Annotated in this window: 19 protein-coding genes; 11 read left to right on the forward strand and 8 right to left on the reverse strand. The window is 61.9% G+C overall.

What is annotated here, in order from left to right; genetic code table 11:
* Positions 1 to 27: 27 nt before the first annotated feature.
* Entirely contained in the window at positions 28 to 990 is a 963-nt protein-coding gene (locus CIB54_RS03345) for an alpha/beta hydrolase (protein ID WP_065950245.1), read from the reverse strand.
* Between the two features lie 143 nt (positions 991 to 1,133).
* Here CIB54_RS03345 and aroC point away from each other — a divergent pair, with 143 nt between their 5' ends.
* The 4 genes from aroC to CIB54_RS03365 all read left to right on the forward strand — a co-directional run bounded on the left by aroC (position 1,134) and on the right by CIB54_RS03365 (position 4,398).
* The gene (gene aroC, locus CIB54_RS03350; protein WP_101218577.1) at positions 1,134 to 2,225 is read left to right on the forward strand and encodes a chorismate synthase; all 1,092 of its coding nucleotides are present in this window, start codon (positions 1,134 to 1,136) and stop codon (positions 2,223 to 2,225) included.
* 10 nt (positions 2,226 to 2,235) lie between these two features.
* On the forward strand, positions 2,236 to 3,396 hold the full coding sequence (locus tag CIB54_RS03355; RefSeq protein ID WP_101218579.1) for an MFS transporter: 1,161 nt from the start codon (positions 2,236 to 2,238) through the stop codon (positions 3,394 to 3,396).
* Positions 3,393 to 3,920: an acireductone dioxygenase gene (locus CIB54_RS03360; RefSeq protein ID WP_065950242.1), complete on the forward strand. Its 528-nt coding sequence runs from the start codon at positions 3,393 to 3,395 to the stop codon at positions 3,918 to 3,920. Before CIB54_RS03355 ends, CIB54_RS03360 begins: the two co-directional genes overlap by 4 nt.
* A 208-nt stretch (positions 3,921 to 4,128) precedes the next feature.
* Entirely contained in the window at positions 4,129 to 4,398 is a 270-nt protein-coding gene (locus CIB54_RS03365) for a response regulator transcription factor (protein ID WP_065950241.1), read from the forward strand.
* 60 nt (positions 4,399 to 4,458) lie between these two features.
* Here the strand turns inward: CIB54_RS03365 and CIB54_RS03370 are convergent, their stop codons facing one another.
* Positions 4,459 to 4,737 (reverse strand): DUF3509 domain-containing protein, encoded by a 279-nt coding sequence (locus CIB54_RS03370; RefSeq protein ID WP_003172952.1) that lies wholly within the window; start codon positions 4,735 to 4,737, stop codon positions 4,459 to 4,461.
* A 397-nt stretch (positions 4,738 to 5,134) separates the two neighbouring features.
* Here CIB54_RS03370 and CIB54_RS03375 point away from each other — a divergent pair, with 397 nt between their 5' ends.
* From CIB54_RS03375 to CIB54_RS03390, 4 genes are all read left to right on the forward strand, one after another.
* A complete protein-coding gene (locus tag CIB54_RS03375) occupies positions 5,135 to 5,650 on the forward strand; it encodes an ankyrin repeat domain-containing protein (protein WP_065950240.1) in 516 nt (171 codons plus the stop codon).
* Positions 5,651 to 5,692: 42 nt separating this feature from the next.
* Positions 5,693 to 6,223 (forward strand): hypothetical protein, encoded by a 531-nt coding sequence (locus CIB54_RS03380; RefSeq protein WP_065950239.1) that lies wholly within the window; start codon positions 5,693 to 5,695, stop codon positions 6,221 to 6,223.
* 68 nt (positions 6,224 to 6,291) lie between these two features.
* A complete protein-coding gene (locus tag CIB54_RS03385) occupies positions 6,292 to 6,483 on the forward strand; it encodes a PLDc N-terminal domain-containing protein (protein WP_003172956.1) in 192 nt (63 codons plus the stop codon).
* Between the two features lie 394 nt (positions 6,484 to 6,877).
* Positions 6,878 to 8,965 carry an LTA synthase family protein gene (locus tag CIB54_RS03390; RefSeq protein WP_065950238.1) on the forward strand — a complete coding sequence of 696 codons (2,088 nt, stop codon included), beginning with the start codon at positions 6,878 to 6,880 and terminating at the stop codon, positions 8,963 to 8,965.
* A 61-nt stretch (positions 8,966 to 9,026) separates the two neighbouring features.
* Here CIB54_RS03390 and CIB54_RS03395 read toward each other — a convergent pair whose 3' ends face one another.
* Positions 9,027 to 9,179: a DUF3309 family protein gene (locus tag CIB54_RS03395; RefSeq protein WP_003192767.1), complete on the reverse strand. Its 153-nt coding sequence runs from the start codon at positions 9,177 to 9,179 to the stop codon at positions 9,027 to 9,029.
* 329 nt (positions 9,180 to 9,508) lie between these two features.
* On the opposite strand from CIB54_RS03395, the gene CIB54_RS03400 reads away from it, so the two are divergent.
* Together CIB54_RS03400 and csrA are read left to right on the forward strand one after the other, a co-directional pair.
* Positions 9,509 to 10,324 carry an SDR family oxidoreductase gene (locus CIB54_RS03400; protein ID WP_101218581.1) on the forward strand — a complete coding sequence of 272 codons (816 nt, stop codon included), beginning with the start codon at positions 9,509 to 9,511 and terminating at the stop codon, positions 10,322 to 10,324.
* 128 nt (positions 10,325 to 10,452) lie between these two features.
* Complete coding sequence (gene csrA / locus CIB54_RS03405) at positions 10,453 to 10,656, forward strand: carbon storage regulator CsrA (RefSeq protein WP_065950236.1); 204 nt, start codon at positions 10,453 to 10,455, stop codon at positions 10,654 to 10,656.
* An 8-nt stretch (positions 10,657 to 10,664) separates the two neighbouring features.
* On the opposite strand, the gene CIB54_RS03410 is transcribed toward csrA, so the two are convergent.
* The 5 genes from CIB54_RS03410 to mnmC all read right to left on the reverse strand — a co-directional run bounded on the left by CIB54_RS03410 (position 10,665) and on the right by mnmC (position 17,997).
* Positions 10,665 to 10,892 carry a YheU family protein gene (locus tag CIB54_RS03410; protein WP_003192759.1) on the reverse strand — a complete coding sequence of 76 codons (228 nt, stop codon included), beginning with the start codon at positions 10,890 to 10,892 and terminating at the stop codon, positions 10,665 to 10,667.
* A 75-nt stretch (positions 10,893 to 10,967) separates the two neighbouring features.
* Positions 10,968 to 12,167 carry an osmoprotectant NAGGN system M42 family peptidase gene (locus CIB54_RS03415; RefSeq protein WP_065950234.1) on the reverse strand — a complete coding sequence of 400 codons (1,200 nt, stop codon included), beginning with the start codon at positions 12,165 to 12,167 and terminating at the stop codon, positions 10,968 to 10,970.
* A 172-nt stretch (positions 12,168 to 12,339) separates the two neighbouring features.
* On the reverse strand, positions 12,340 to 14,085 hold the full coding sequence (gene ngg / locus CIB54_RS03420) for an N-acetylglutaminylglutamine synthetase (RefSeq protein ID WP_101218583.1): 1,746 nt from the start codon (positions 14,083 to 14,085) through the stop codon (positions 12,340 to 12,342).
* Between the two features lie 3 nt (positions 14,086 to 14,088).
* Positions 14,089 to 15,861 (reverse strand): N-acetylglutaminylglutamine amidotransferase, encoded by a 1,773-nt coding sequence (locus CIB54_RS03425; protein WP_101218585.1) that lies wholly within the window; start codon positions 15,859 to 15,861, stop codon positions 14,089 to 14,091.
* 135 nt (positions 15,862 to 15,996) lie between these two features.
* Positions 15,997 to 17,997, reverse strand: a complete 2,001-nt coding sequence (gene mnmC, locus CIB54_RS03430; RefSeq protein WP_101218587.1) for a bifunctional tRNA (5-methylaminomethyl-2-thiouridine)(34)-methyltransferase MnmC2/FAD-dependent 5-carboxymethylaminomethyl-2-thiouridine(34) oxidoreductase MnmC1 — start codon at positions 17,995 to 17,997, stop codon at positions 15,997 to 15,999.
* 156 nt (positions 17,998 to 18,153) lie between these two features.
* On the opposite strand from mnmC, the gene pap reads away from it, so the two are divergent.
* Positions 18,154 to 19,668, forward strand: coding sequence for a polyphosphate:AMP phosphotransferase (pap, locus tag CIB54_RS03435; protein WP_065950231.1), 1,515 nt, complete (start codon positions 18,154 to 18,156; stop codon positions 19,666 to 19,668).
* Positions 19,669 to 20,360 lie beyond the last annotated feature (692 nt).

The following is a 20,360-nucleotide window of genomic DNA, read 5'->3' on the forward strand; positions in this document are numbered from 1 at the left end:
TCCCCAGGACTGGAGGCCAATTGCCGCTTAACGGGGGGCAAGTTCGTTGATAAAGCGCACTGCCCGCTCGCCCAGCTCGGCGGCGAGGGGCAATTTCGGGTCGTTGTAGGACGCCAGTTGTTGCTTGACGTTGTTGGGCACGATGCGCATCACGTGGTTCATGCCTTCGATCACGGTCAACTGTGCGTCGGGCTTGGCTTGTTTCAGCTGCCGGGCATCGCCTACGCCGACCTGTATGTCGTTGGTGCCCTGGATGATCAATGCCGGCATGCTCAAGCGGGCAAAGGCTGCCGAGGGGTCGGCGCGGAACAGGCTGATCAGATAGGGCTGCACGCTGGGTCGGAAAATACCTTCCAGCGGGGGTGGCACATCGTCATCCACCTGGCCGGCCTTGAGGTGGTCAAGAATTTCGTTGCTGCGCAGCAACAGGGCCGGTGGCAGGTGATCGGCCAGTTGCTGGCGAATCACCTGGTCGACCGGGCGGGCGCTGCCGGACAACGAAATCACCCCGGCCGGGTTCAACTGCGGCGCGGCGAGGGCGGCGACCAGCGCGCCTTCGCTGTGGCCCAGCACAATCAACGGGCCCATGCGCTTGTCGGCCTTGAGCAACTTGCCCCAGGCCACGGCGTCGGCCACGTAGGCGTCGAGGGTCAGGTTGCGCTCATCCGGGGTCGCGGCAAGGCTGGCGGCCACGCCGCGTTTGTCATAGCGCACGCTGGCGATATTGTGTCGGGCCAGCACCCAGGCCAGGCGCTTGAGGCTGTCGTTGCGCGCGCCGTCGGCGCTGTTGCCGTTGCGGTCGGTGGGGCCTGAACCGGCGATGATCAGCACCACCGGCACGGGCTGGTCGGACTGCGGCAACAGCAGCGAGCCAAACAGCTCGCCGCTGCCGGTGTCCAGGCTGATGGGCCGTTGCAGCACGACAGGGGAGGCGGCCTGGACCGCGGCGGTAAACAAGGTGAGGGTGAACAGCAGAACTCGCAGCATCATCGCGCCATCATTGGAGAGGTGCCGGTTGGACCAACGTCTACCGGTAAGGTTTCGAGGATGAACTAGTCGGTTAGCCTGCGTATACTGGCCGCCTTAAGTTATTACGGTTGACTTGATTCAACTGATTTCACGGAGCGCTCCGCATGTCCGGCAACACCTTCGGCAAGCTGTTCACTGTCACCACCGCGGGCGAAAGCCATGGCCCGGCATTGGTCGCCATTGTCGACGGCTGCCCGCCCGGCCTCGAGCTGGCGGTGCAAGACCTGCAGCGTGATCTGGATCGCCGCAAGCCCGGCACCAGCCGTCATACCACCCAGCGCCAGGAACCCGATGAAGTCGAGATTCTCTCCGGGGTGTTCGAAGGCCGCACCACCGGTTGCGCCATCGGCCTGCTGATCCGTAATACCGACCAGAAGTCCAAGGACTACTCGGCGATCAAGGAGCTGTTCCGCCCGGCCCACGCCGACTACACCTACCATCACAAATACGGCGAACGCGACTACCGCGGCGGCGGCCGCAGTTCGGCCCGTGAAACCGCGATGCGCGTGGCGGCCGGCGCCATTGCCAAAAAATACCTGGCGACCCAGGGCATCGTCGTTCGTGGCTACATGAGCCAGCTCGGCCCGATTGAAATCCCGTTCAAAACCTGGGACAGCGTCGAAGACAATGCCTTCTTCTGCCCCGACCCGGACAAGGTGCCGGAACTGGAAGCCTACATGGACCAGTTGCGCCGCGACCAGGATTCGGTCGGTGCGAAGATCACCGTCGTGGCCGAGGGCGTGAAGCCGGGCCTGGGCGAGCCGATCTTCGACCGTCTCGACGCCGAACTGGCCCACGCGCTGATGAGCATCAACGCGGTCAAGGGCGTGGAAATCGGCGCCGGTTTCGCCTGTGTGGCCCAGCGCGGCACCGAGCATCGCGACGAGATGACCCCGCAGGGGTTCCTCAGCAACAATGCCGGTGGCATCCTCGGGGGCATCTCCTCGGGCCAGCCGATTGTTGCGCACCTGGCGCTCAAGGCCACATCGAGCATCACCACGCCGGGCCGCTCGATCGATGTACATGGCAACCCGGTCGACGTGATCACCAAGGGCCGTCACGATCCGTGCGTCGGCATCCGCGCCACACCGATTGCCGAGGCGATGATGGCTATCGTGTTGATGGACCATCTGCTGCGCAACCGTGGACAAAATGCCGATGTGCAGGTGAGTACGCCGGTGCTGGGCCAGCTGTGACGGGCTGACAGTGACAGCCCTCCCTTATTGGCGCCTCTCCAGCTTCTACCTGTTCTACTTCGCCCTGCTCGGGGCAACGGCACCGTTCCTGGCGTTGTACTTCGATCACCTGGGCTTCTCCAGCGCGCGTATCGGCGAGCTGGTGGCCATTCCCATGCTGATGCGTTGCGTGGCGCCCAACCTGTGGGGCTGGCTGGGCGACTACACCGGTCGCCGCCTGGCCATCGTGCGGTTCGGCGCGGTGTGCACGCTGTTGAGTTTCTCGTTGATTTTCGTCAGCAAGACCTACGCCTGGCTGGCCCTGGTCATGGCCCTGCATGCGCTCTTCTGGCACGCTGTACTGCCGCAGTTCGAAGTGATCACCCTGGCTCATCTGCAACGACAGACATCGCGCTACAGCCAGATCCGCCTGTGGGGCTCCATCGGCTTTATCCTCACCGTCGTGATCATGGGCCGCCTGTTCGACTGGCTGAGCGTGGACATCTACCCGGTGGTGGTCGTGGTGATCATGGCGGGTATCATCGGTGCCAGCCTATGGGTGCCGAATGCGCAGCCCGCCAGCCAGGGCCAGCGCCTGGCCGGCGACGGATTTCTGCGGCAGTTACGCAACCCCGGCGTGCTGGCGTTCTATGCCTGTGTGGCGCTGATGCAGATGAGCCATGGCCCGTATTACACCTTTCTCACGCTGCACCTTGAACACCTGGGCTACAGCCGTGGCGTGATCGGCTTGCTGTGGGCCCTCGGGGTGGTGGCGGAGGTCTTGATGTTCCTGGCCATGAGTCGCCTCCTGGCGCGCTTTTCGGTGCGACGGGTGCTGCTGGCCAGTTTCCTGCTGGCGGCGCTGCGCTGGCTGCTGCTCGGCGCATTTGCCGAATTTTTCTGGGTGTTGCTGCTGGCGCAAGTGCTGCATGCCGCCACGTTCGGCAGTTTCCATGCGGCGGCCATCGCTTTCGTGCAGCGCAGTTTCGGTGATCGTCAACAAGGCCAGGGCCAGGCGCTTTACGCCGCATTGGCCGGCACCGGTGGTGCGCTGGGTGCGCTCTATGCCGGTTACAGCTGGAACCTGCTGGGGCCCACGCTGACGTTCAGTATTGCGAGCATCGCGGCCCTGGCTGCCGCCGTTATCATTGGCTTTCGATTGCAAGAGCCAAACCAAGGAACCGTGCAATGAGCTATGTCGCTGTCTATGACCTCACTACACCGGCCACCCCTGACAAGGTGCTGACCCACTTCGACGACATTCAGTCGACCCTGGCCGAACACGGCGTGCGCTTTGAGCGCTGGCAGCCCGGCACACTCGAAAAGGATGCCGACGAGGCGCAACTGATTGCGGCGTATCAGACGCAGATTGACGCGCTTGGCTACGCGCGTGCCGAGGTGATCCGCGTGAACGGTGCTGACTCCAAAGAAGCGCTGCCGGCCGAGCGCCTGGATGAACACACCTGCGCTGAAGACCAGGCGCGATTCTTCATCGCCGGCCAGGGGCTGTGCTCGATGCGCATTGGCGAGTATGTCTACGGCGTGCGGTGTGAGAAGAACGATCTGCTGATCGTGCCCGCCGACATGCCCCATTGGTTCGACATGGGTGAGCATGCTTATTGTGTCGTGCTGCATATGTTCAACACCGTCGAGGGCTCGGTGCCGAAGTTGACCGGCAGTGACATCGCCCGGCGCTCTGCGAGGTTGGATGACTAAAACAAATCTTTTAAATGTTCAACCCGGGCAAGTTGGAATTTGCTGTGGGAAGAAGCCTCATAACGCGTAGGGCTTGGCTGTTTATCCTCAGCCTTGGCCCCTCATTGCTCAGGTTGTGTAACTCTCGCTTTGTTCAATGTTCATAGCGCCTGTCAATAGGAGGAATCCGAAGGGTGGCAGCGCATCGGCATATAAAAAGGAGAGAGCAATGAGTCGCCCAGAGGAGATATCTCACCCGTTGGAAATCGTGCCGACGGCCATCAGAAGACGCTTGAGTCTGCTCGGCAAGCCCCTCACCCGGACGGAGCTGGAGATTCTGCGATGGGCCTCCGAGGGCAAAACCATTTGGGAGATGAGCAGGATTCGCTGCACCTCGGAGGCCACGGTCAAATTCCATCTGCGCAATATCTACGGCAAGCTCGACGTGAATAACCGGGTGCAGGCGATGAATGAGGCGACGCGTCAGGGGCTGTGCTGACGGCATAAAAAAAGGGCCGCGACGCTCAACGGCGTCGCGGCCCTTTTTTAAAGGTGCAGCTTATGCCGAATGGTAAGTCGGCAGAGCAAAGCGGTTCTGGCTTTGCAGCATCGAAATTTGCGGCAGCTCACTGGCCTGTTCTGCCAGGTCGCGGCGGATGGCGCTGATCACCCAGGTCAGTTGGTCGGCGGTGTGCAGCTGCTGATACGAGATCGAGCGCTTGACTTGTTTGCCTTCGCTGTTACGCAGGGTCAACAGAATGCCGCCGTCCGGACGTGGTTGGGTAGTGACGTCGTAGTTGGAAAATACCGAAGCGAATTTATCTTGGATCAGGCTCATGTCTATCAGCTCCATTGGCTCAAGTTGGCAAGCATGGAGTGATAGGTGCAGCGATTGTGCCAGTATTGAGTCTTATAAAAAGTCTTTATAAATCAGTGAGTTATAAATTCTTCAGATTTTCATTTTCGTGCAATTTGCATGAAAGGCCATCGTGCATCCTGCATTTTGCGTTATCCAGGCGGTTAATTCTTACGCGCAGGTCCTCTTTTCCTGACGATTCAGACCGCATCATTCCCGGATAAATTCCATTCCGGCTGCTGGCGGTGGCCGAGATACCGGTGAGCGGACTGCAACTATTGATTCTGGCTATGGGCGCTTTCGACAAAAAAGCCATGACAGCGGGGAACTCCATCGCGACACTGGGCGCCATATAAAGCATCAGAAGAAGGAGCCTTACATGTCGACCCAGCCCAAACAGATGACCGAAGACGAAGCCGCCGAATTTGCCGAGCAAGTCTTCGACGTCGCCCGCAAAGGCGACGCCGCCATGCTCGCAGCGCTGTTGGCCAAAGGCTTGCCGGCCAACTTTCGTAACCACAATGGCGACACGCTGTTGATGCTCGCCGCCTATCACGGTCATGCCGAGGCGGTAAAAGTGCTGCTGGAGTTCAAGGCCGATCCCCTGATTGCCAACGACAAGAACCAACTGCCGATTGCCGGTGCGGCATTCAAGGGCCACCTGGCTGTGGTCAAGGCACTGATCGAAGGCGGCACCCCGGTTGAGGCGGCGTCTTCGGATGGGCGCACGGCGTTGATGATGGCAGCCATGTTCAACCGTGTCGAAATGCTCGAATACCTGCTCGGCCAGGGTGCCAATCCCAAGGCGACCGATGCCCAGGGCGCGACGGCGTTGGCGGCGGCGCAGACCATGGGGGCCGTGGATACAGGGGCGCTGTTGCAAAAACTGGTGTAGGCTACGCGCCCTCGAAAACCCGCGCCTCCACAGGACCCGCCCATGAAAACCGTTCTCGTCGAACTCATCAGCAAAATCAGCAGCGGCGTCATGGGGACGGACGAGGTGGCGCGTATCGCCGATGAGGCGGCTCAGGCCTACGCAGATCCTGCGGCTTTTCTGGCGGCCAATCCGGATATCAACTACGACGACAGCTTTCCGATTCCCCTGGGGGAGTGGGTGGTGGTCGGCAGCCTGCCGGACACTGTGCTGTTCCAGGCCGATACCTACGCCGATCTGTTTGCCCAGATCGTTGCCTCGTTCGGCCCGGGCGTGGCGTTCAACCTCAAGCCCAAGCAATTGGCCAAGACCGAAGACCTGACGGCGCTCAATCGCATCCAGATCCAGATGAGCGCCCTGAGCCCGGAAGACGGTGGCTACGTGCTGCTCAACTTCAGCCAACTGCTCGATGACGAAATCCAGGCCGTCCTGGTGTTCGGCAACGACCTGCCGCGGGTGCTGGAATTGTGCGCCGAGGTCGGCATCAAGGCTGAGCCGTCGCTGGAAGCCCTGAAGATTGCCGTTCACGTTTAAATAATACGGAACCCCCGCCAGGGCTGACTATCCTACAAGGGCATGCCCCCACACTTAGGAGCGACACCATGGGTTCGACTTTCAATGGCCTGATTGGCCTGATCATCCTCGCGCTGGATATCTGGGCGATCATCAACGTGTTCAAAAGCGGCGCGAGCACGGGCGCCAAGGTGTTGTGGATTCTGTTGATCCTGCTGCTGCCGGTACTGGGCCTGATCATCTGGGCGATCGCCGGGCCACGCGGTAACGTGCGAATCTAACGCCGCACTCGGTCAATGCGGGAGGGGGCTTGCTCCCGATCGCGGTGAGTCAGCAACGGATACAGTGCTGACCCACCGCTAATTGGGGGCAAGCCCCCTCCCACATTGGTTTTGATTACCGCCGCTGAATTTGTGTGTCGAAAGTATTCGCTGCACGAAATTTTCACATCCCGTCCAAGACAATTCGCCCGCTTTGTGCCTCTGCCAGGGCCCCAATCCCTGGGGCATTTAAAGCGGTGGCAAGCTCGCACGTTCAGTAATTAATAGCCTTGCCGGCCTTGATCGGGCACCATTTGCCCCGCCGCGTTAACCACCCACCCCGGCCAGCCTGGGCGAGGGCGGACGCCACTGCATTTATTTCGCAACTTCAACTTCCAATGGGTCCTAAAACGACATGGCAAACCCGGACGCCCTGAATCAGCAGCGAGCTTCAAATCGCCTGCTGCAACCGACCGTCAAATCCCATCTGGCGTACACGCTGCTCTGCGCACTGGTCATGATGGTGATGTTCTCCCTGCTGCGCCTGGCGTTGCTGGTTTACAACCGCGAGATGATCCTCGACACACCGGCCTCCACCTTCCTGGAAGCGTTCGCCAACGGCCTGCGCCTGGATATCCGCCTGGTGATGTACCTGCTGGTCCCGCTGCTGTTGGCGTTGTTCAGCGTCCGGGCCATGGCGGCGCGCGGGTTTTTCCGGTTGTGGCTGACCGTTGCGTCCAGCATCGCGCTGTTCCTGGGCCTGATGGAGATGGACTTCTATCGCGAGTTCCACCAGCGCCTCAACGGCCTGGTCTTCCAGTATGTGAAGGAAGACCCGAAAACCGTGGTGAGCATGCTCTGGTACGGCTTCCCGGTGGTGCGCTACCTGCTGGCCTGGGCCGTGGGCACGCTGATCCTGAGCATGGCCTTCAAGGGCGCCGACCGCGCAACGCGCCCGCGCGGCCCGTTCAGTGGCGGCAGCATCGGTACGCGCCAGGTGGCGCCGTGGTACAGCCGCATTGCGGTATTCGTGGTGTGCCTGCTGGTCGCCGTGGTCGCCATCCGTGGCACCCTGCGCCAGGGCCCGCCGTTGCGTTGGGGTGACGTGTACACCACCGACTCGAACTTCGCCAACCAGTTGGGCCTTAACGGGACGCTGTCGTTGATCGGCGCGGCCAAGGCGCGTTTCTCCGCGCATCGCGACAACGTCTGGAAAGCGACCCTGGAACAACCGCTGGCCACCCAGACCGTGCGTGACATGCTGGTACTGCCGAGCGAGAAACTGGTGGATACCGACACCGCTGCCGTGCGCCGTGATTTCACGCCGCCGGCCGAGAAGACCCTGCCGATCAAGAACGTGGTCGTGATCCTGATGGAGAGCTTCGCCGGCCACTCGGTGGGCGCGCTGGGCCGTCCAGGCAATATCACGCCGTACTTCGACAAGTTGTCCAAGGAAGGCCTGCTGTTTGATCGCTTCTTCTCCAACGGCACCCACACCCACCAGGGTATGTTCGCCACCATGGCGTGTTTCCCCAACCTGCCGGGGTTCGAATACCTGATGCAGACCCCCGAAGGCAGCCACAAGCTGTCGGGCCTGCCGCAGTTGCTGAGTGCGCGTGATTTCGACGACGTGTACGTCTACAACGGCGACTTCGCCTGGGACAACCAGTCGGGCTTCTTCAGCAACCAGGGCATGACCAACTTCATTGGCCGCAACGACTTCGTCGATCCGGTGTTTTCCGACCCGACCTGGGGCGTGTCCGACCAGGACATGTTCAACCGTGGCCTGGAGGAACTGAAGGCCCGCGAAGGCGGAAAGCCGTTCTACGCACTGCTGCAGACCCTGTCCAACCACACACCGTACGCGTTGCCGACGCCATTGCCGGTTGAGCAGGTCACCGACCGTGGCAGCCTCAACGAGCATTTGACGGCCATGCGTTACTCCGACTGGGCGTTGGGCCAATTCTTCGAGAAGGCCCGCAAGGAGCCGTACTTCAAGGAAACCCTGTTCGTGGTGGTGGGCGACCACGGCTTCGGCAACGAGCAGCAGATCACCGAAATGGACCTGGGCCGTTTCAACGTGCCGATGCTGATGATCGCACCGGGCATGCAGGAAAAGTTCGGTGAGCGTGACCACACCGTGGGCACCCAGATCGATATCGTGCCGACCATCATGGGCCGCCTCGGCGGTGACACGCTGCACCAGTGCTGGGGGCGTGACCTGCTGAACCTGCCGGAAGGCGACAAGGGCTTCGGCGTGATCAAGCCATCGGGCAGCGACCAGACCGTCGCCTTGCTGACGGCTGACCGCGTACTTGTCCTGCCCAAGGAAATGCCACCGAAGTTGTGGCAATACGAACTGGGCGCCAACCCGACCGGCAAGGTCATCGCTGAATCGCCGGACGAAGCGGCACTCAAGCAGAAACTCGAGTCGTTCCTGCAAACCGCCACCAAGAGCCTGTTGGATAACACCGCAGGTGTCGTGGACGGTAAGCCGGACTAACGGATCGGCAATAAAAAAGAGGCCTCATTGAGGCCTCTTTTTTTTACCCTTGGAAGGGGGCTTATATCTTGCCGAGCAACAACAGCACCAGCAGAACGACGAGCACCACACCCAGGATACCCGACGGGCCATAACCCCAGTTACGCGAGTGCGGGAAGACCGGCAGGCCACCGACCAACAGGAGGATCAGGATAATGATCAGAATCAGGCTCATGGTTTTATTCCTTATAGGCCTTCTGTAAAGACCGGTTATTCAGCGGGAGTCTCGTCCATCTGATAATGGACGGCTTATCAACTCCGACTCTGTCATCTGATAAAAAATTCCTTATTTTTTTAAAGCATTTCGGTCGCTCGCTTATTTCTTTTAACACCTGCGCAAATGCGCCAAGTTAGTTGAAAAAGATTGAACTTAGGCTATATGCAAGTATCCGACCGGGCCCGCGGTTTGCCTGGGGCATTCATCACTTTGATGGTACATGGGCGAGGCGGGAACCTTCGCTACACTGCCGGTCACTTCCATCGTGAACCACAAGGCTACTTCCTATGCAAAACCGCATGATGATCACGGGCGCCGGGTCCGGTCTGGGTCGTGAAATCGCACTGCGCTGGGCCCGTGAGGGGTGGCAGCTGGCCTTGTCGGATGTCAGCGAGCCCGGCTTGCAGGAAACCCTGAGGTTGGTGCGCCAGGCCGGTGGCGACGGTTTCATCCAGCGCTGCGATGTGCGTGACTACAGCCAGCTCACGGCGCTGGCGCAGGCGTGCGAAGTGAAGCTTGGCGGCATCGATGTGATCGTCAATAACGCCGGTGTGGCGTCCGGTGGGTTCTTTGCCGAGCTGTCGCTCGAGGATTGGGACTGGCAGATCGCAATCAACCTGATGGGTGTGGTCAAGGGCTGCAAGGCGTTTCTGCCGCTGCTGGAACAGAGCAAGGGCCGCATCATCAACATCGCCTCGATGGCCGCGCTGATGCAGGGGCCGGCCATGAGTAACTACAACGTGGCCAAGGCCGGCGTGGTGGCGCTGTCGGAAAGCTTGCTGGTAGAACTCAAGCAGCAGGAAATCGGCGTGCATGTGGTCTGCCCGTCGTTTTTCCAGACCAATCTGCTGGATTCATTTCGTGGGCCGACCCCGGCGATGAAGGCGCAGGTGGGCAAGTTGCTCGAGAGTTCGCCGATCTCGGCGACGGATATCGCCGACTATATTTATCAGCGCGTGAGTGAGGGCGAGTTCATGATTCTGCCCCACGAACAGGGGCGAATGGCGTGGACACTCAAGCAGAAAAACCCGCAGTTGCTGTATGACGAGATGACGCTGATGGCGGACAAGATGCGCGCCAAGGCGCAGGCCTTAAAGGGCTGATAGGGGTGCGGTCTGTCAGGCAAATTACCTATGCCTGTAGGTGATGCCTGATTTGGCCGCGAGCCATTGCTGGTTGCGCTACAAACACTCAAGGTCAGGGTCCTGATATTCGAAAAAGGACAACCGCCATGCTGGTCTTGAGCCGCGTTTTAGGCGAAAGCATTTCCATCGGCGATGATATCGCTTTGCACATTCTTGAAGTCAGTGCCAACCACGTGAAGTTCGGTATCGCAGCGCCGGCAGGCGTCAGCGTGCATCGCGCCGAGGTGTACCGCAAAATCCTCGAACGCCAGGCCAGGGCCGCTCGCGCGGTGCCCGTGCCCAACCCGTAGCGTCCCCGTCAATCAAACAGGTGCTTGGGCACGTCGTGCTTGAGCATCAGTTGGCATTGCTCGCTTTCCGGGTCGAACACAATCAGCGCCTGGCCCTTGGTCAATGCCTGACGCACGCGCAGTACCCGGGTTTCCAGCGGTGTGTCGTCGCCATTGTCGGTGCCATCGCGGGTGACGAAGTCTTCGATGAGGCGGGTCAGGGTGTCGACTTCAAGCGCGTCGTAGGGGATCAGCATATAAGCCTCAGGGGTCAAGTCCCGGCGATGCTACTGTGCCGGGACTTTTGTTTCCAGTGTCGGGCGTTTCCAGTATCAGCTGTTGCCGGCGTCGGCCTTGTTCCCGACCAGGCTGTCCACCGACGGCACCCTGGTATCGCTCTCCATCTGCGTCTCATGTTCGATCTGATGGCTGAAGCGGTCCAGGGAGCCTTGTGCCGGTTGCGCGTCGCTGGCGAATACCGGCGGGCTGAGGATATACGCGCCGAGCAGCCGACTCAGCGCCGCCAGGCTGTCGATGTGAGTGCGCTCGTAACCGTGGGTGGCATCGCAACCGAACGCCAGCAGGGCGGTGCGAATGTCATGCCCGGCGGTGACCGCCGAATGCGCGTCGCTGAAGTAATAGCGGAACAGATCGCGCCGCACCGGCAGGTCGTTATCGGCCGCCAGGCGCAGCAAATGCCGTGACAGGTGATAGTCATACGGCCCGCCGGAATCCTGCATCGCCACGCTCACCGCGTGCTCGCTGGAATGCTGGCCCGGAGCGACCGGGGCGATGTCGATGCCGACGAACTCACTCACATCCCAGGGCAGGGCGGCGGCGGCACCGCTGCCGGTTTCCTCGGTGATGGTGAACAGCGGGTGGCAGTCGATGAGCAGCGGTTCGCCGCTGTCGATGATGGCCTTGAGCGCAGCGAGCAGGGCGGCGACGCCGGCCTTGTCGTCCAGGTGACGTGCGCTGATGTGGCCGCTTTCGGTGAACTCCGGCAGTGGGTCGAATGCCACGTAGTCACCGACGCTGATCCCCAGGGAATCGCAATCGGCACGGGTCGCACAGTAGGCGTCCAGGCGCAGTTCCACATGGTCCCAGCTCACCGGCATTTCATCCACGGCGGTGTTGAACGCGTGCCCGGAGGCCATCAGTGGCAGCACGCTGCCGCGAATCACGCCGTTGTCGGTGAACAGGCTGACGCGGCTGCCTTCGGCAAAGCGGCTTGACCAGCAGCCGACCGGCGCCAGGGTCAGGCGACCGTTGTCCTTGATGGCGCGCACGGCGGCGCCGATGGTGTCCAGGTGCGCGGAGACGGCGCGGTCAGGGCTGTTTTTCTGGCCCTTGAGGGTCGCGCGAATCGTGCCGCGCCGGGTCATTTCAAACGGGATGCCAAGCTCTTCCAGGCGTTCGGCGACGTAGCGCACGATGGTGTCGGTGAAGCCGGTGGGGCTGGGAATGGCGAGCATTTCCAGCAGCACTTTCTGCAGGTAGGCCAGGTCGGGTTCGGGAATGGTTCGGGTCATGGAAACTCCTGATGAGTTGAGGGCATCGATGGTTTCGATGAGGTAAGGGGGAATGTCGTTGCCTTCACCGGCCTCATCGGGGGCAAACCCCCTCCCACCTTTGATAGGTGAACACCGTCAGATGTGGGAGGGGGGCTTGCCCCCGATAGCGGTTTCACATTCAACACATTCCTCAAGCGGCCGGCTGACTGTGTGGAAACAACAAATCCACAAACTTCTCAGCGGTCGGTTGCGGTTCATGGTTGGCCAGCCCGGCGCGCTCATTGGCTTCGATAAACACGTACTCCGGCTGGTCGGCGGCAGGGACCATCAGGTCCAGGCCAACCATGGGGATATCCAGGGCGCGGGCTGCACGCACAGCCGCATCCACCAGGGTCGGATGCAAAATGGCCGTGACATCTTCCAGGCACCCGCCGGTGTGCAGGTTGGCGGTGCGGCGCACGGCCAGTTGCTCGCCACGGGGCAGGACGCTGTCGTAGTCGTAGCCGGCGGCCTTGAGGGTGCGCTCGGTTTCCGCGTCCAGGGGGATCTTGCTTTCGCCATCGGTGGCAGCCTGACGACGGCGGCTTTGCGCTTCGATCAATGCACGAATCGAATGCTGACCGTCACCCATCACTTCGGCAGGGCGGCGAATCGCCGCGGCGACCACTTCGAAGCCAATCACCAGAATGCGCAGGTCCAGACCCTCGTGGAAGCTCTCGAGCAACACGCGGCTGTCGAACTGGCGCGCCGCTTCGATGGCTTGCTGCACCTCCTCGAAAGTCTGCAGATCCACCGCCACGCCCTGGCCCTGCTCGCCATCGAGCGGCTTGACCACGATGCGTTGATGTTCGTCGAGAAACTCCAGGTTGTCGTCGGCGCTGCCCGCCAGTTGCTGCGCCGGCAACTTCAAACCGGCGGCCTTGAGCACCTTGTGGGTCAGGCTTTTGTCCTGGCACAGGGTCATGCTGATGGCGCTGGTCAAGTCGCTCAGCGACTCGCGGCAGCGCACGCGGCGCCCGCCGTGGCTGAGGGTGAACAGGCCGGCATCGGCATCGTCCACCTGCACGTCGATGCCGCGTCGATGGGCTTCTTCGACAATGATCCGTGCATAAGGATTGAACCCCGCCTGCGGCCCAGGGCCGAGAAACAGCGGCTGGTTGATGCCGTTCTTGTGCTTGATGGCGAACGTGGTCAGCGCACGAAAGCCCAGCTTGGCGTAGAGGCTCTTGGCCTGGCGGTTATCGTGCAACACCGACAGGTCCAGATAGCTCAAGCCACGGCTCATGAAGTGCTCCACCAGATGGCGCACCAGCACTTCACCCACGCCGGGCCGTGTGCATTGCGGGTCTACCGCCAGGCACCACAGGCTGCAACCGTTTTCCGGGTCATGGAACGCTTTCTGATGGTTCAGGCCCATGACGCTGCCGATGACCGCGCCGCTGTCCTCATCTTCCGCCAGCCAGTACACCGGGCCGCCTTGATGGCGCGGCGTCAGGCGTTCGGCGTCAATAGGCAGCATGCCGCGGCCCTGATAGAGCAGGTTCACCGCCTGCCAGTCGGCTTCGCTCTGCACGCGACGGATCCGAAAACCGCGGAACACACGGGTAGCGGGACGGTAGTCACTGAACCACAGGCGCAGGGTGTCGGACGGGTCGAGGAACAACTGCTGTGGATCGATGCCGAGGATCTGCTGGGGCGCGGCCACATACAGCGCAATATCGCGCTCGCCGGCCTGTTCGTTGAGCAGTTCCTGGGCAAGGCTGGCGGGGTCGGGGAAGGTGTGCCCGATCAACAAACGCCCCCAACCGCAATGCACGGCAATCGGTTCGGGGCCTTGCGCGCTGCCGTCTTCGGCAAGCCGCGCCTGCAGACGCTCGTAGGTCGGCGCCTGGCCCTTGAGCAAGCGTTGGCTGTACGCCGCGGCGTTAGGTTTCATTGATCAGATTCCTTGTTCGCTGAGCCACAGGTTCAGCGCCGCCAGTTGCCACAGCTTGGAGCCGCGCAACGGGGTCAATTGGCCTTGTGGGTCCGTCAGCAGGCGGTCGAGCATGGCGGGGTTGAACAGGCCACGGTCCTGGCTCGGGTCCAGCAGCAGCTCGCGCACCCAGTTCAGGGTGTCGCCTTGCAAGTGCTTGAGGCCCGGCACCGGGAAGTAGCCTTTCTTGCGGTCGATCACTTCGCTGGGGATTACCCGGCGCGCAGCTTCCTTGAGCACCTGCTTGCCACCGTCGGGCAGCTTGAACTTGCCCGGCACGCGGGCCGACAGTTCCACCAGGCGGTAGTCGAGGAATGGCGTGCGTGCTTCCAGACCCCAGGCCATGGTCATGTTGTCGACGCGTTTGACCGGGTCGTCCACCAGCATCACGGTGCTGTCCAGGCGCAGGGCCTTGTCGACGGCGGCATCAGCCCCCGGCATCGCGAAATGTTCGCGCACGAAGTCCCCGGCGGCGTCGTTGGCGGTCAGCCATTTCGGCGCGACGGTAGCGGCGTAGTCGTCGTAGCTGCGGTCGAAAAACGCGTCGCGATAAGCCGCATACGGATCGCTGGCGCCGTCCACCTGCGGGTACCAGTGGTAACCGGCGAACAACTCGTCGGCGCCCTGGCCGCTCTGCACCACCTTGCAATGCTTGGCCACTTCCCGCGACAGCAGGTAGAAGGCGATGCAGTCATGGCTGACCATCGGCTCGCTCATGGCGCGGAATGCTGCCGGCAGTTGCTCGATGATCTCGCTTTCGGCGATGCGCAACTGATGGTGACGGGTACCGTAATGCTTGGCGATCAGGTCAGAATACTGGAACTCGTCGCCGCGCTCGCCGCCGGCATCTTCAAAGCCGATGGAGAAGGTCGACAAATCCTCTACGCCCACTTCGCGCAGCAGGCCGACGAGCATGCTCGAGTCGACGCCACCGGAGAGCAGCACGCCGACATCCACGGCTGCACGTTGGCGGATCGCGACGGCTTCGCGGGTGCTGTCGAGTACGCGATTGGTCCAGTCTTCCAGGGTCAGGTGTTTTTCATCTTCGTGGGGGCCGTAGGGCAGGGTCCACCAGGTTTGCTGTTCAGTCTTGCCGCTGGCGTCGATGCGCATCCAGCTCGCCGGTGGCAGTTTTTCAATGCCCGCCAGCAGCGTGCGCGGTGCAGGCACCACGGCATGGAAGTTCAGGTAGTGATTGAGGGCCACCGGGTCGAGGATCGGGTTGATATCGCCGCCCTTGAGCAGCGCCGGCAAGGCCGAGGCAAAGCGCAGGCGCTGGCCGGTGCGCGACAGGTACAGTGGTTTGACGCCGAGACGGTCACGGGCGATGAACAGACGCTGCGCATCGCGCTCCCAGATGGCGAACGCGAACATGCCGTTGAGCTTGGGCAGGAGTGCTTCGCCCCAGGCGTGATAGCCCTTGAGCAGCACTTCGGTGTCACCGCCGGAATAGAAGGCGTAGCCGAGGGCTTCCAGCTCTTGGCGCAGTTCAGGGAAATTGTAGATTGCGCCATTGAAGGCCAGGGACAGCCCCAGTTGGGCGTCGACCATCGGTTGGGCGGAGCCGTCCGACAGGTCCATGATTTTCAGGCGGCGATGGCCCAGGGCAATCGGCCCTTGGGCATGAAAGCCCCAGGCGTCGGGGCCACGGGGGGCGAGGTGATGCGTGATGCGTTCCACGGCTGCCAGGTCGGCAGGTTGATGATCAAAGCGTAACTCGCCAGCTAATCCACACATAAGTTCCTTACCGGTTTTTCCGTTGGGGAGGGTCAATACTCAATACGCCTTAAAGGGCGCGTACCCAGAAACTGACCCAGTGCTATGCGCGGAGTTTTAGATCAATAAGTTATAAAGCAAACTGCCATGAGGTCATCAGACCTGCACTTTGGAGGCCTGTGATTTGCCGCGAACCAGGGCGCGCAGGGCAAATCGATTGGGATGACAGGCCTCGGCCACCACGCTCGGCAAGGGCAGCGGTTCGTCACAGAGCCAGGCTGCGAGCAGTTCGCCGCACAGTGGCGCGGTGACCAGACCGCGTGAGCCGTGGCCGCTGTTGATGTACAAGCCCGGCAGCCACGGGCAGGGTACGTGTGGAACTTGCCGGGCGTCTTTGCCCAGTGCGGCGTACACCTGTGCAAAGGCCTCACGGTCGGCCAACGGGCCGACGATCGGCAGGTAGTCGGGGCTGGTGCAACGAAAGGCCGCACGGCCCTGCACGTGTTCCGGTGCCACTGTGTCGGCGTCCAGGCGTTGCAGCAGGTCCTCGGAAATCTCGCGCAGCCTCTGCAGATTGCCGGCATGTTCGGCGCGCGTGGGGGCGAGGTCCTGGTTATTGAAATCAAAACTGGCGCCCAGGGTGTGCTCGCCCAGGCGGGCCGGTGCGACATAACCTTCAGCGCAGACCACAGTGGCCAGCGCCTGACTCGCCGGCGTCTGCGCCAGGCAGGTGATTTGCCCCCGTATGCGCTTGAGCGGCAAGTCGGCGCTGGGTGCGAACCGCTTGATCTCGGCAGCGCCGGCGAGCACGACCACGCTGGCGCTGGCCAGTACCCGCTCACCGTCGCGCGCGCACCACTGATCATCCACTCGGTCGAGTTCAAGCACCTCGCGGTGGGTGAGCACGTTAATCAAGGGGTGCGTTGCCTGCCACTGGCAGAGCGACGGTGGATGCACCCAGCCGCCTTCGGGGAAAAACAGACCGCCCTGGGCCACGTCGATCCCGGCGCATTGCCGGGCCTGATCGCGATCGACCAGGTGCAGCAGTTCCGGGGGAAAGGCTGCGGCCAGTTGGGCCTGGCGCTCGCCCTCCCTGGCGTCGAACGCCAGTTGCAACACGCCGCAGTCGTCCCAGTCGACGCCACGGTGCAACTGTTCGAGCAGGCGTCGGGTATGCCCGAAGCCGCTGAGTATCAGTTGGGACAGTGCTGTCCCGTGCGCTGACAGTTTCAGGTACAGCACGCCCTGGGGATTGCCGGAAGCCTCTGCAGCCAGGCCGGCATGCCGTTCCAGCAGACTGACCCGCCAACCCCGCGCCGCCAGGCTGGCGGCGGTGGCGCAACCGGCCAGGCCACCGCCGATGACCATGGCGTGGCGGTCACCGGTGACTGGCGCCGGCCGTGCAAACCAGGGCCTGGCGCGGGCGGGCGCCGGACGGTCCTCGGGCCACCCCAGAAACTCCCCGCGCAGGATCTCCCACTTATGGCCAATGCCAGGCGTGCGTTTCATCTTGAACCCGGCGGCATTGATCAGCCGGCGTACCCAGCCGGTGCTGGTGAAGGTGCTGATGGTCGAACCCGGTGCGGCCAGGCGGGCCAGTTCGGCGAATAGCTCGGCGGTCCACATGTCAGGGTTTTTCGCCGGGGCAAAGCCGTCGAGAAACCACGCATCTATTTGCGCGTCCAGTTGCGGCAGTTGCTCCAGGGCGTCGCCGATCAGCAGGGTCAGGGTGACGCGACCGTTGTCCAGCACCAGGCGCTGGAAGCCTTGATGGATGGCGATGTACTGGCCCAGCAACTGCTCGGCGTAAGGTTGCAGTTCGGGCCAGAGGGCGAGGGCGCGTTGCAGGTCGGCATGGCTGAGCGGGTATTTCTCCACACTGACAAAATGCAGGCGTGCCCCGGCCACCGCCTGCTGGTCGAATAACTGCCAGGCACACAGGAAATTCAAGCCCGTACCGAATCCGGTTTCACCGATCACCAGGCGCCCACCGGCCGGCAAGGCCGCAAAACGCGCCTGCAAGCGGTTCTGTTCAAGGAACACATAACGGGTTTCTTCCAGGCCCGACTGGTCGGAGAAATACACGTCATCGAACACCCGCGAGTGCGGGCGGCCTTGGTCGTCCCAGTCGAGCTGGGCGTGGGTGATCGGGTTCATGGGTGGCTCATATGAATAACGGCAGGTAAAGACAAGGCGGCCATTCTAGCCGATCAACCGGTCTTGAATTGATCCACGGCAAGCGGCGGTTGAATTTCCTCCCGCGTGTCGTTGCCCAATCCGCTAGTCTTGAGCCATCTTGAAACGGAGCTGCCCATGTTCGAATCCGCCGAAATCGGTCACGCCATCGACAAAGACACCTATGACGCCGAAGTGCCGGCCCTGCGTGAAGCCTTGCTGGAAGTGCAGTACGAGCTGCAACAGCAGAAGCGCTTTCCGGTGATCATCCTGATCAACGGCATCGAAGGCGCGGGCAAGGGCGAAACCGTCAAGCTGCTCAATGAGTGGATGGACCCGCGCCTGATCGAAGTGCGCACTTTCGACCAGCAGACCGACGAAGAACTGGCGCGCCCGCCGGCCTGGCGTTACTGGCGGCAGTTGCCCGCCAAAGGCCGCATGGGGATTTTCTTCGGCAACTGGTACAGCCAGATGCTGCAGGGCCGGGTGCATGGACAGATCAAGGATGCGCGGCTCGATCAGGCCATCGCCGGTGCCGAGCGCCTGGAAAAGATGCTGTGCGATGAAGGCGCGCTGATCTTCAAGTTCTGGTTCCACCTGTCCAAGAAACAGATGAAGGCGCGGCTCAAGGCCCTGGCCGATGACCCGCTGCACAGCTGGCGCATCAGCCCGCTGGACTGGCAGCAGTCCAAGACTTACGACAAGTTCGTGCATTTCGGCGAGCGCGTGCTGCGCCGCACCAGTCGCGACTACGCACCGTGGCACGTGATCGAGGGGGTCGACCCGCATTACCGTGGGCTGACCGTGGGCAAGATCCTGCTCGAAGGCCTGCAGAGCGCGTTGAAGCAGGCCAGGGTCAAGGCCAGTGGCATGAACCCGGCGCCGCTGCCGTCGTCGGTGGACCAGATGAGCCTGCTCAACAGCCTCGACATGAGCCTGCGGCTGGACAAGGACGATTACGAAGAACAGCTGATTACCGAACAGGCGCGCTTTTCCGGCCTGATGCGCGACAAACGCATGCGCAAGCACGCGCTGGTCACCGTCTTTGAAGGCAACGACGCGGCCGGCAAGGGCGGAGCGATCCGCCGTGTCGCGGCCGCGCTGGACCCGCGCCAGTACCACATCGTGCCGATTGCCGCGCCCAGCGAAGACGAGCGCGCCCAGCCGTACCTGTGGCGGTTCTGGCAGAAGATCCCGGCGCGGGGCATGTTCACCGTGTTCGATCGCTCCTGGTACGGCCGCGTGCTGGTGGAACGCATCGAAGGCTTCTGCACCCCGACGGACTGGATGCGCGCCTATGGCGAGATCAATGATTTCGAAGAGCAGCTGCGCGATGCCGGTGTGATCGTGGTCAAGTTCTGGCTGGCGATCGACAAGGAGACTCAATTGGAACGCTTCAAGGCCCGCGAAGAGATTCCGTTCAAGCGCTTCAAGATTACCGAAGACGACTGGCGCAACCGCGACAAGTGGGACGACTATCGTGCGGCGGTAGGCGACATGGTTGATCGCACCAGCACCGAGGTGGCGCCCTGGACGCTGGTGGAAGCCAACGACAAGCGCTGGGCGCGGGTCAAGGTATTGCGCACGATCAACCGGGCATTGGAAGACGCATTCGAGAAGTCCGACAAGCACGACAAGAAGAAAAAGAAATAGAAAAAGCCTGGATCGAACCCGGTCCAATGTGGGAGGGGCTTGCTCCCGATGGCGGTGGGTCAGTTTCAGCTGCATCGACTGACAGCCTGCCATCGGGAGCAAGCCCCCTCCCACATTGGATTTGTGCACATCAGATAGACTCCCTGCGCGCGCCATGCCTTCGCCAGAACCGACAAGCACGACAAGAAGAAACAGCCTGAGCCTGACTCGGCCCAACTGTGGGAGGGGGCTTGCCCCCGATGGCGGTGGGTCAGCTGCAGCTGCATCGACTGACAGCCTGCCATCGGGGGCAAGCCCCCTCCCACATTGGATTTTTGCACATCAGATAGATTCCCTGCGCGCGTCATGCCTTCGCCAAACCCGACAAGCACGACAAAAAGAAACAGCCTGAGCCTGACTCGATCCAACTGTGGGAGGGGGCTTGCTCCCGATGGCGGTGGGTCAGCTGCAGATGCACTGACTGACCCTCCCACATTGGATTTTTGCACATCAGATAGACTCCCTGCGCGTCATGCCTTCGCCAAAACCGACAAGCGCGACAAAAAGAAATAGCCTGAGCCTGACTCGATCCAACTGTGGGAGGGGGCTTGCCCCCGATGGCGGTGAGTCAGTTGCAGCTGCATCGACTGACAGCCTGCCATCGGGAGCAAGCCCCCTCCCACAGTTGACCTGCACAGACCAGATAGAGCGGT

It is taken from the genome of Pseudomonas fluorescens (genome assembly GCF_002837185.1).
Classification (GTDB): Bacteria; Pseudomonadota; Gammaproteobacteria; order Pseudomonadales; family Pseudomonadaceae; genus Aquipseudomonas; species Aquipseudomonas fluorescens_AM.

Coding starts and splice junctions, on each gene's coding strand:
- CIB54_RS03400 (WP_101218581.1), top strand. CDS start 9,509: ATGCAAAACCGCATGATGATCACGGGCGCCGGGTCCGGTCTGGGTCGT.
- CIB54_RS03395 (WP_003192767.1), bottom strand. CDS start 9,179: ATGAGCCTGATTCTGATCATTATCCTGATCCTCCTGTTGGTCGGTGGC.
- CIB54_RS03375 (WP_065950240.1), top strand. CDS start 5,135: ATGTCGACCCAGCCCAAACAGATGACCGAAGACGAAGCCGCCGAATTT.
- CIB54_RS03425 (WP_101218585.1), bottom strand. CDS start 15,861: ATGTGTGGATTAGCTGGCGAGTTACGCTTTGATCATCAACCTGCCGAC.
- aroC (WP_101218577.1), top strand. CDS start 1,134: ATGTCCGGCAACACCTTCGGCAAGCTGTTCACTGTCACCACCGCGGGC.
- CIB54_RS03385 (WP_003172956.1), top strand. CDS start 6,292: ATGGGTTCGACTTTCAATGGCCTGATTGGCCTGATCATCCTCGCGCTG.
- ngg (WP_101218583.1), bottom strand. CDS start 14,085: ATGAAACCTAACGCCGCGGCGTACAGCCAACGCTTGCTCAAGGGCCAG.
- CIB54_RS03390 (WP_065950238.1), top strand. CDS start 6,878: ATGGCAAACCCGGACGCCCTGAATCAGCAGCGAGCTTCAAATCGCCTG.
- CIB54_RS03345 (WP_065950245.1), bottom strand. CDS start 990: ATGATGCTGCGAGTTCTGCTGTTCACCCTCACCTTGTTTACCGCCGCG.
- CIB54_RS03365 (WP_065950241.1), top strand. CDS start 4,129: ATGAGTCGCCCAGAGGAGATATCTCACCCGTTGGAAATCGTGCCGACG.
- CIB54_RS03380 (WP_065950239.1), top strand. CDS start 5,693: ATGAAAACCGTTCTCGTCGAACTCATCAGCAAAATCAGCAGCGGCGTC.
- CIB54_RS03360 (WP_065950242.1), top strand. CDS start 3,393: ATGAGCTATGTCGCTGTCTATGACCTCACTACACCGGCCACCCCTGAC.
- CIB54_RS03370 (WP_003172952.1), bottom strand. CDS start 4,737: ATGAGCCTGATCCAAGATAAATTCGCTTCGGTATTTTCCAACTACGAC.
- csrA (WP_065950236.1), top strand. CDS start 10,453: ATGCTGGTCTTGAGCCGCGTTTTAGGCGAAAGCATTTCCATCGGCGAT.
- mnmC (WP_101218587.1), bottom strand. CDS start 17,997: ATGAACCCGATCACCCACGCCCAGCTCGACTGGGACGACCAAGGCCGC.
- CIB54_RS03410 (WP_003192759.1), bottom strand. CDS start 10,892: ATGCTGATCCCCTACGACGCGCTTGAAGTCGACACCCTGACCCGCCTC.
- CIB54_RS03415 (WP_065950234.1), bottom strand. CDS start 12,167: ATGACCCGAACCATTCCCGAACCCGACCTGGCCTACCTGCAGAAAGTG.
- pap (WP_065950231.1), top strand. CDS start 18,154: ATGTTCGAATCCGCCGAAATCGGTCACGCCATCGACAAAGACACCTAT.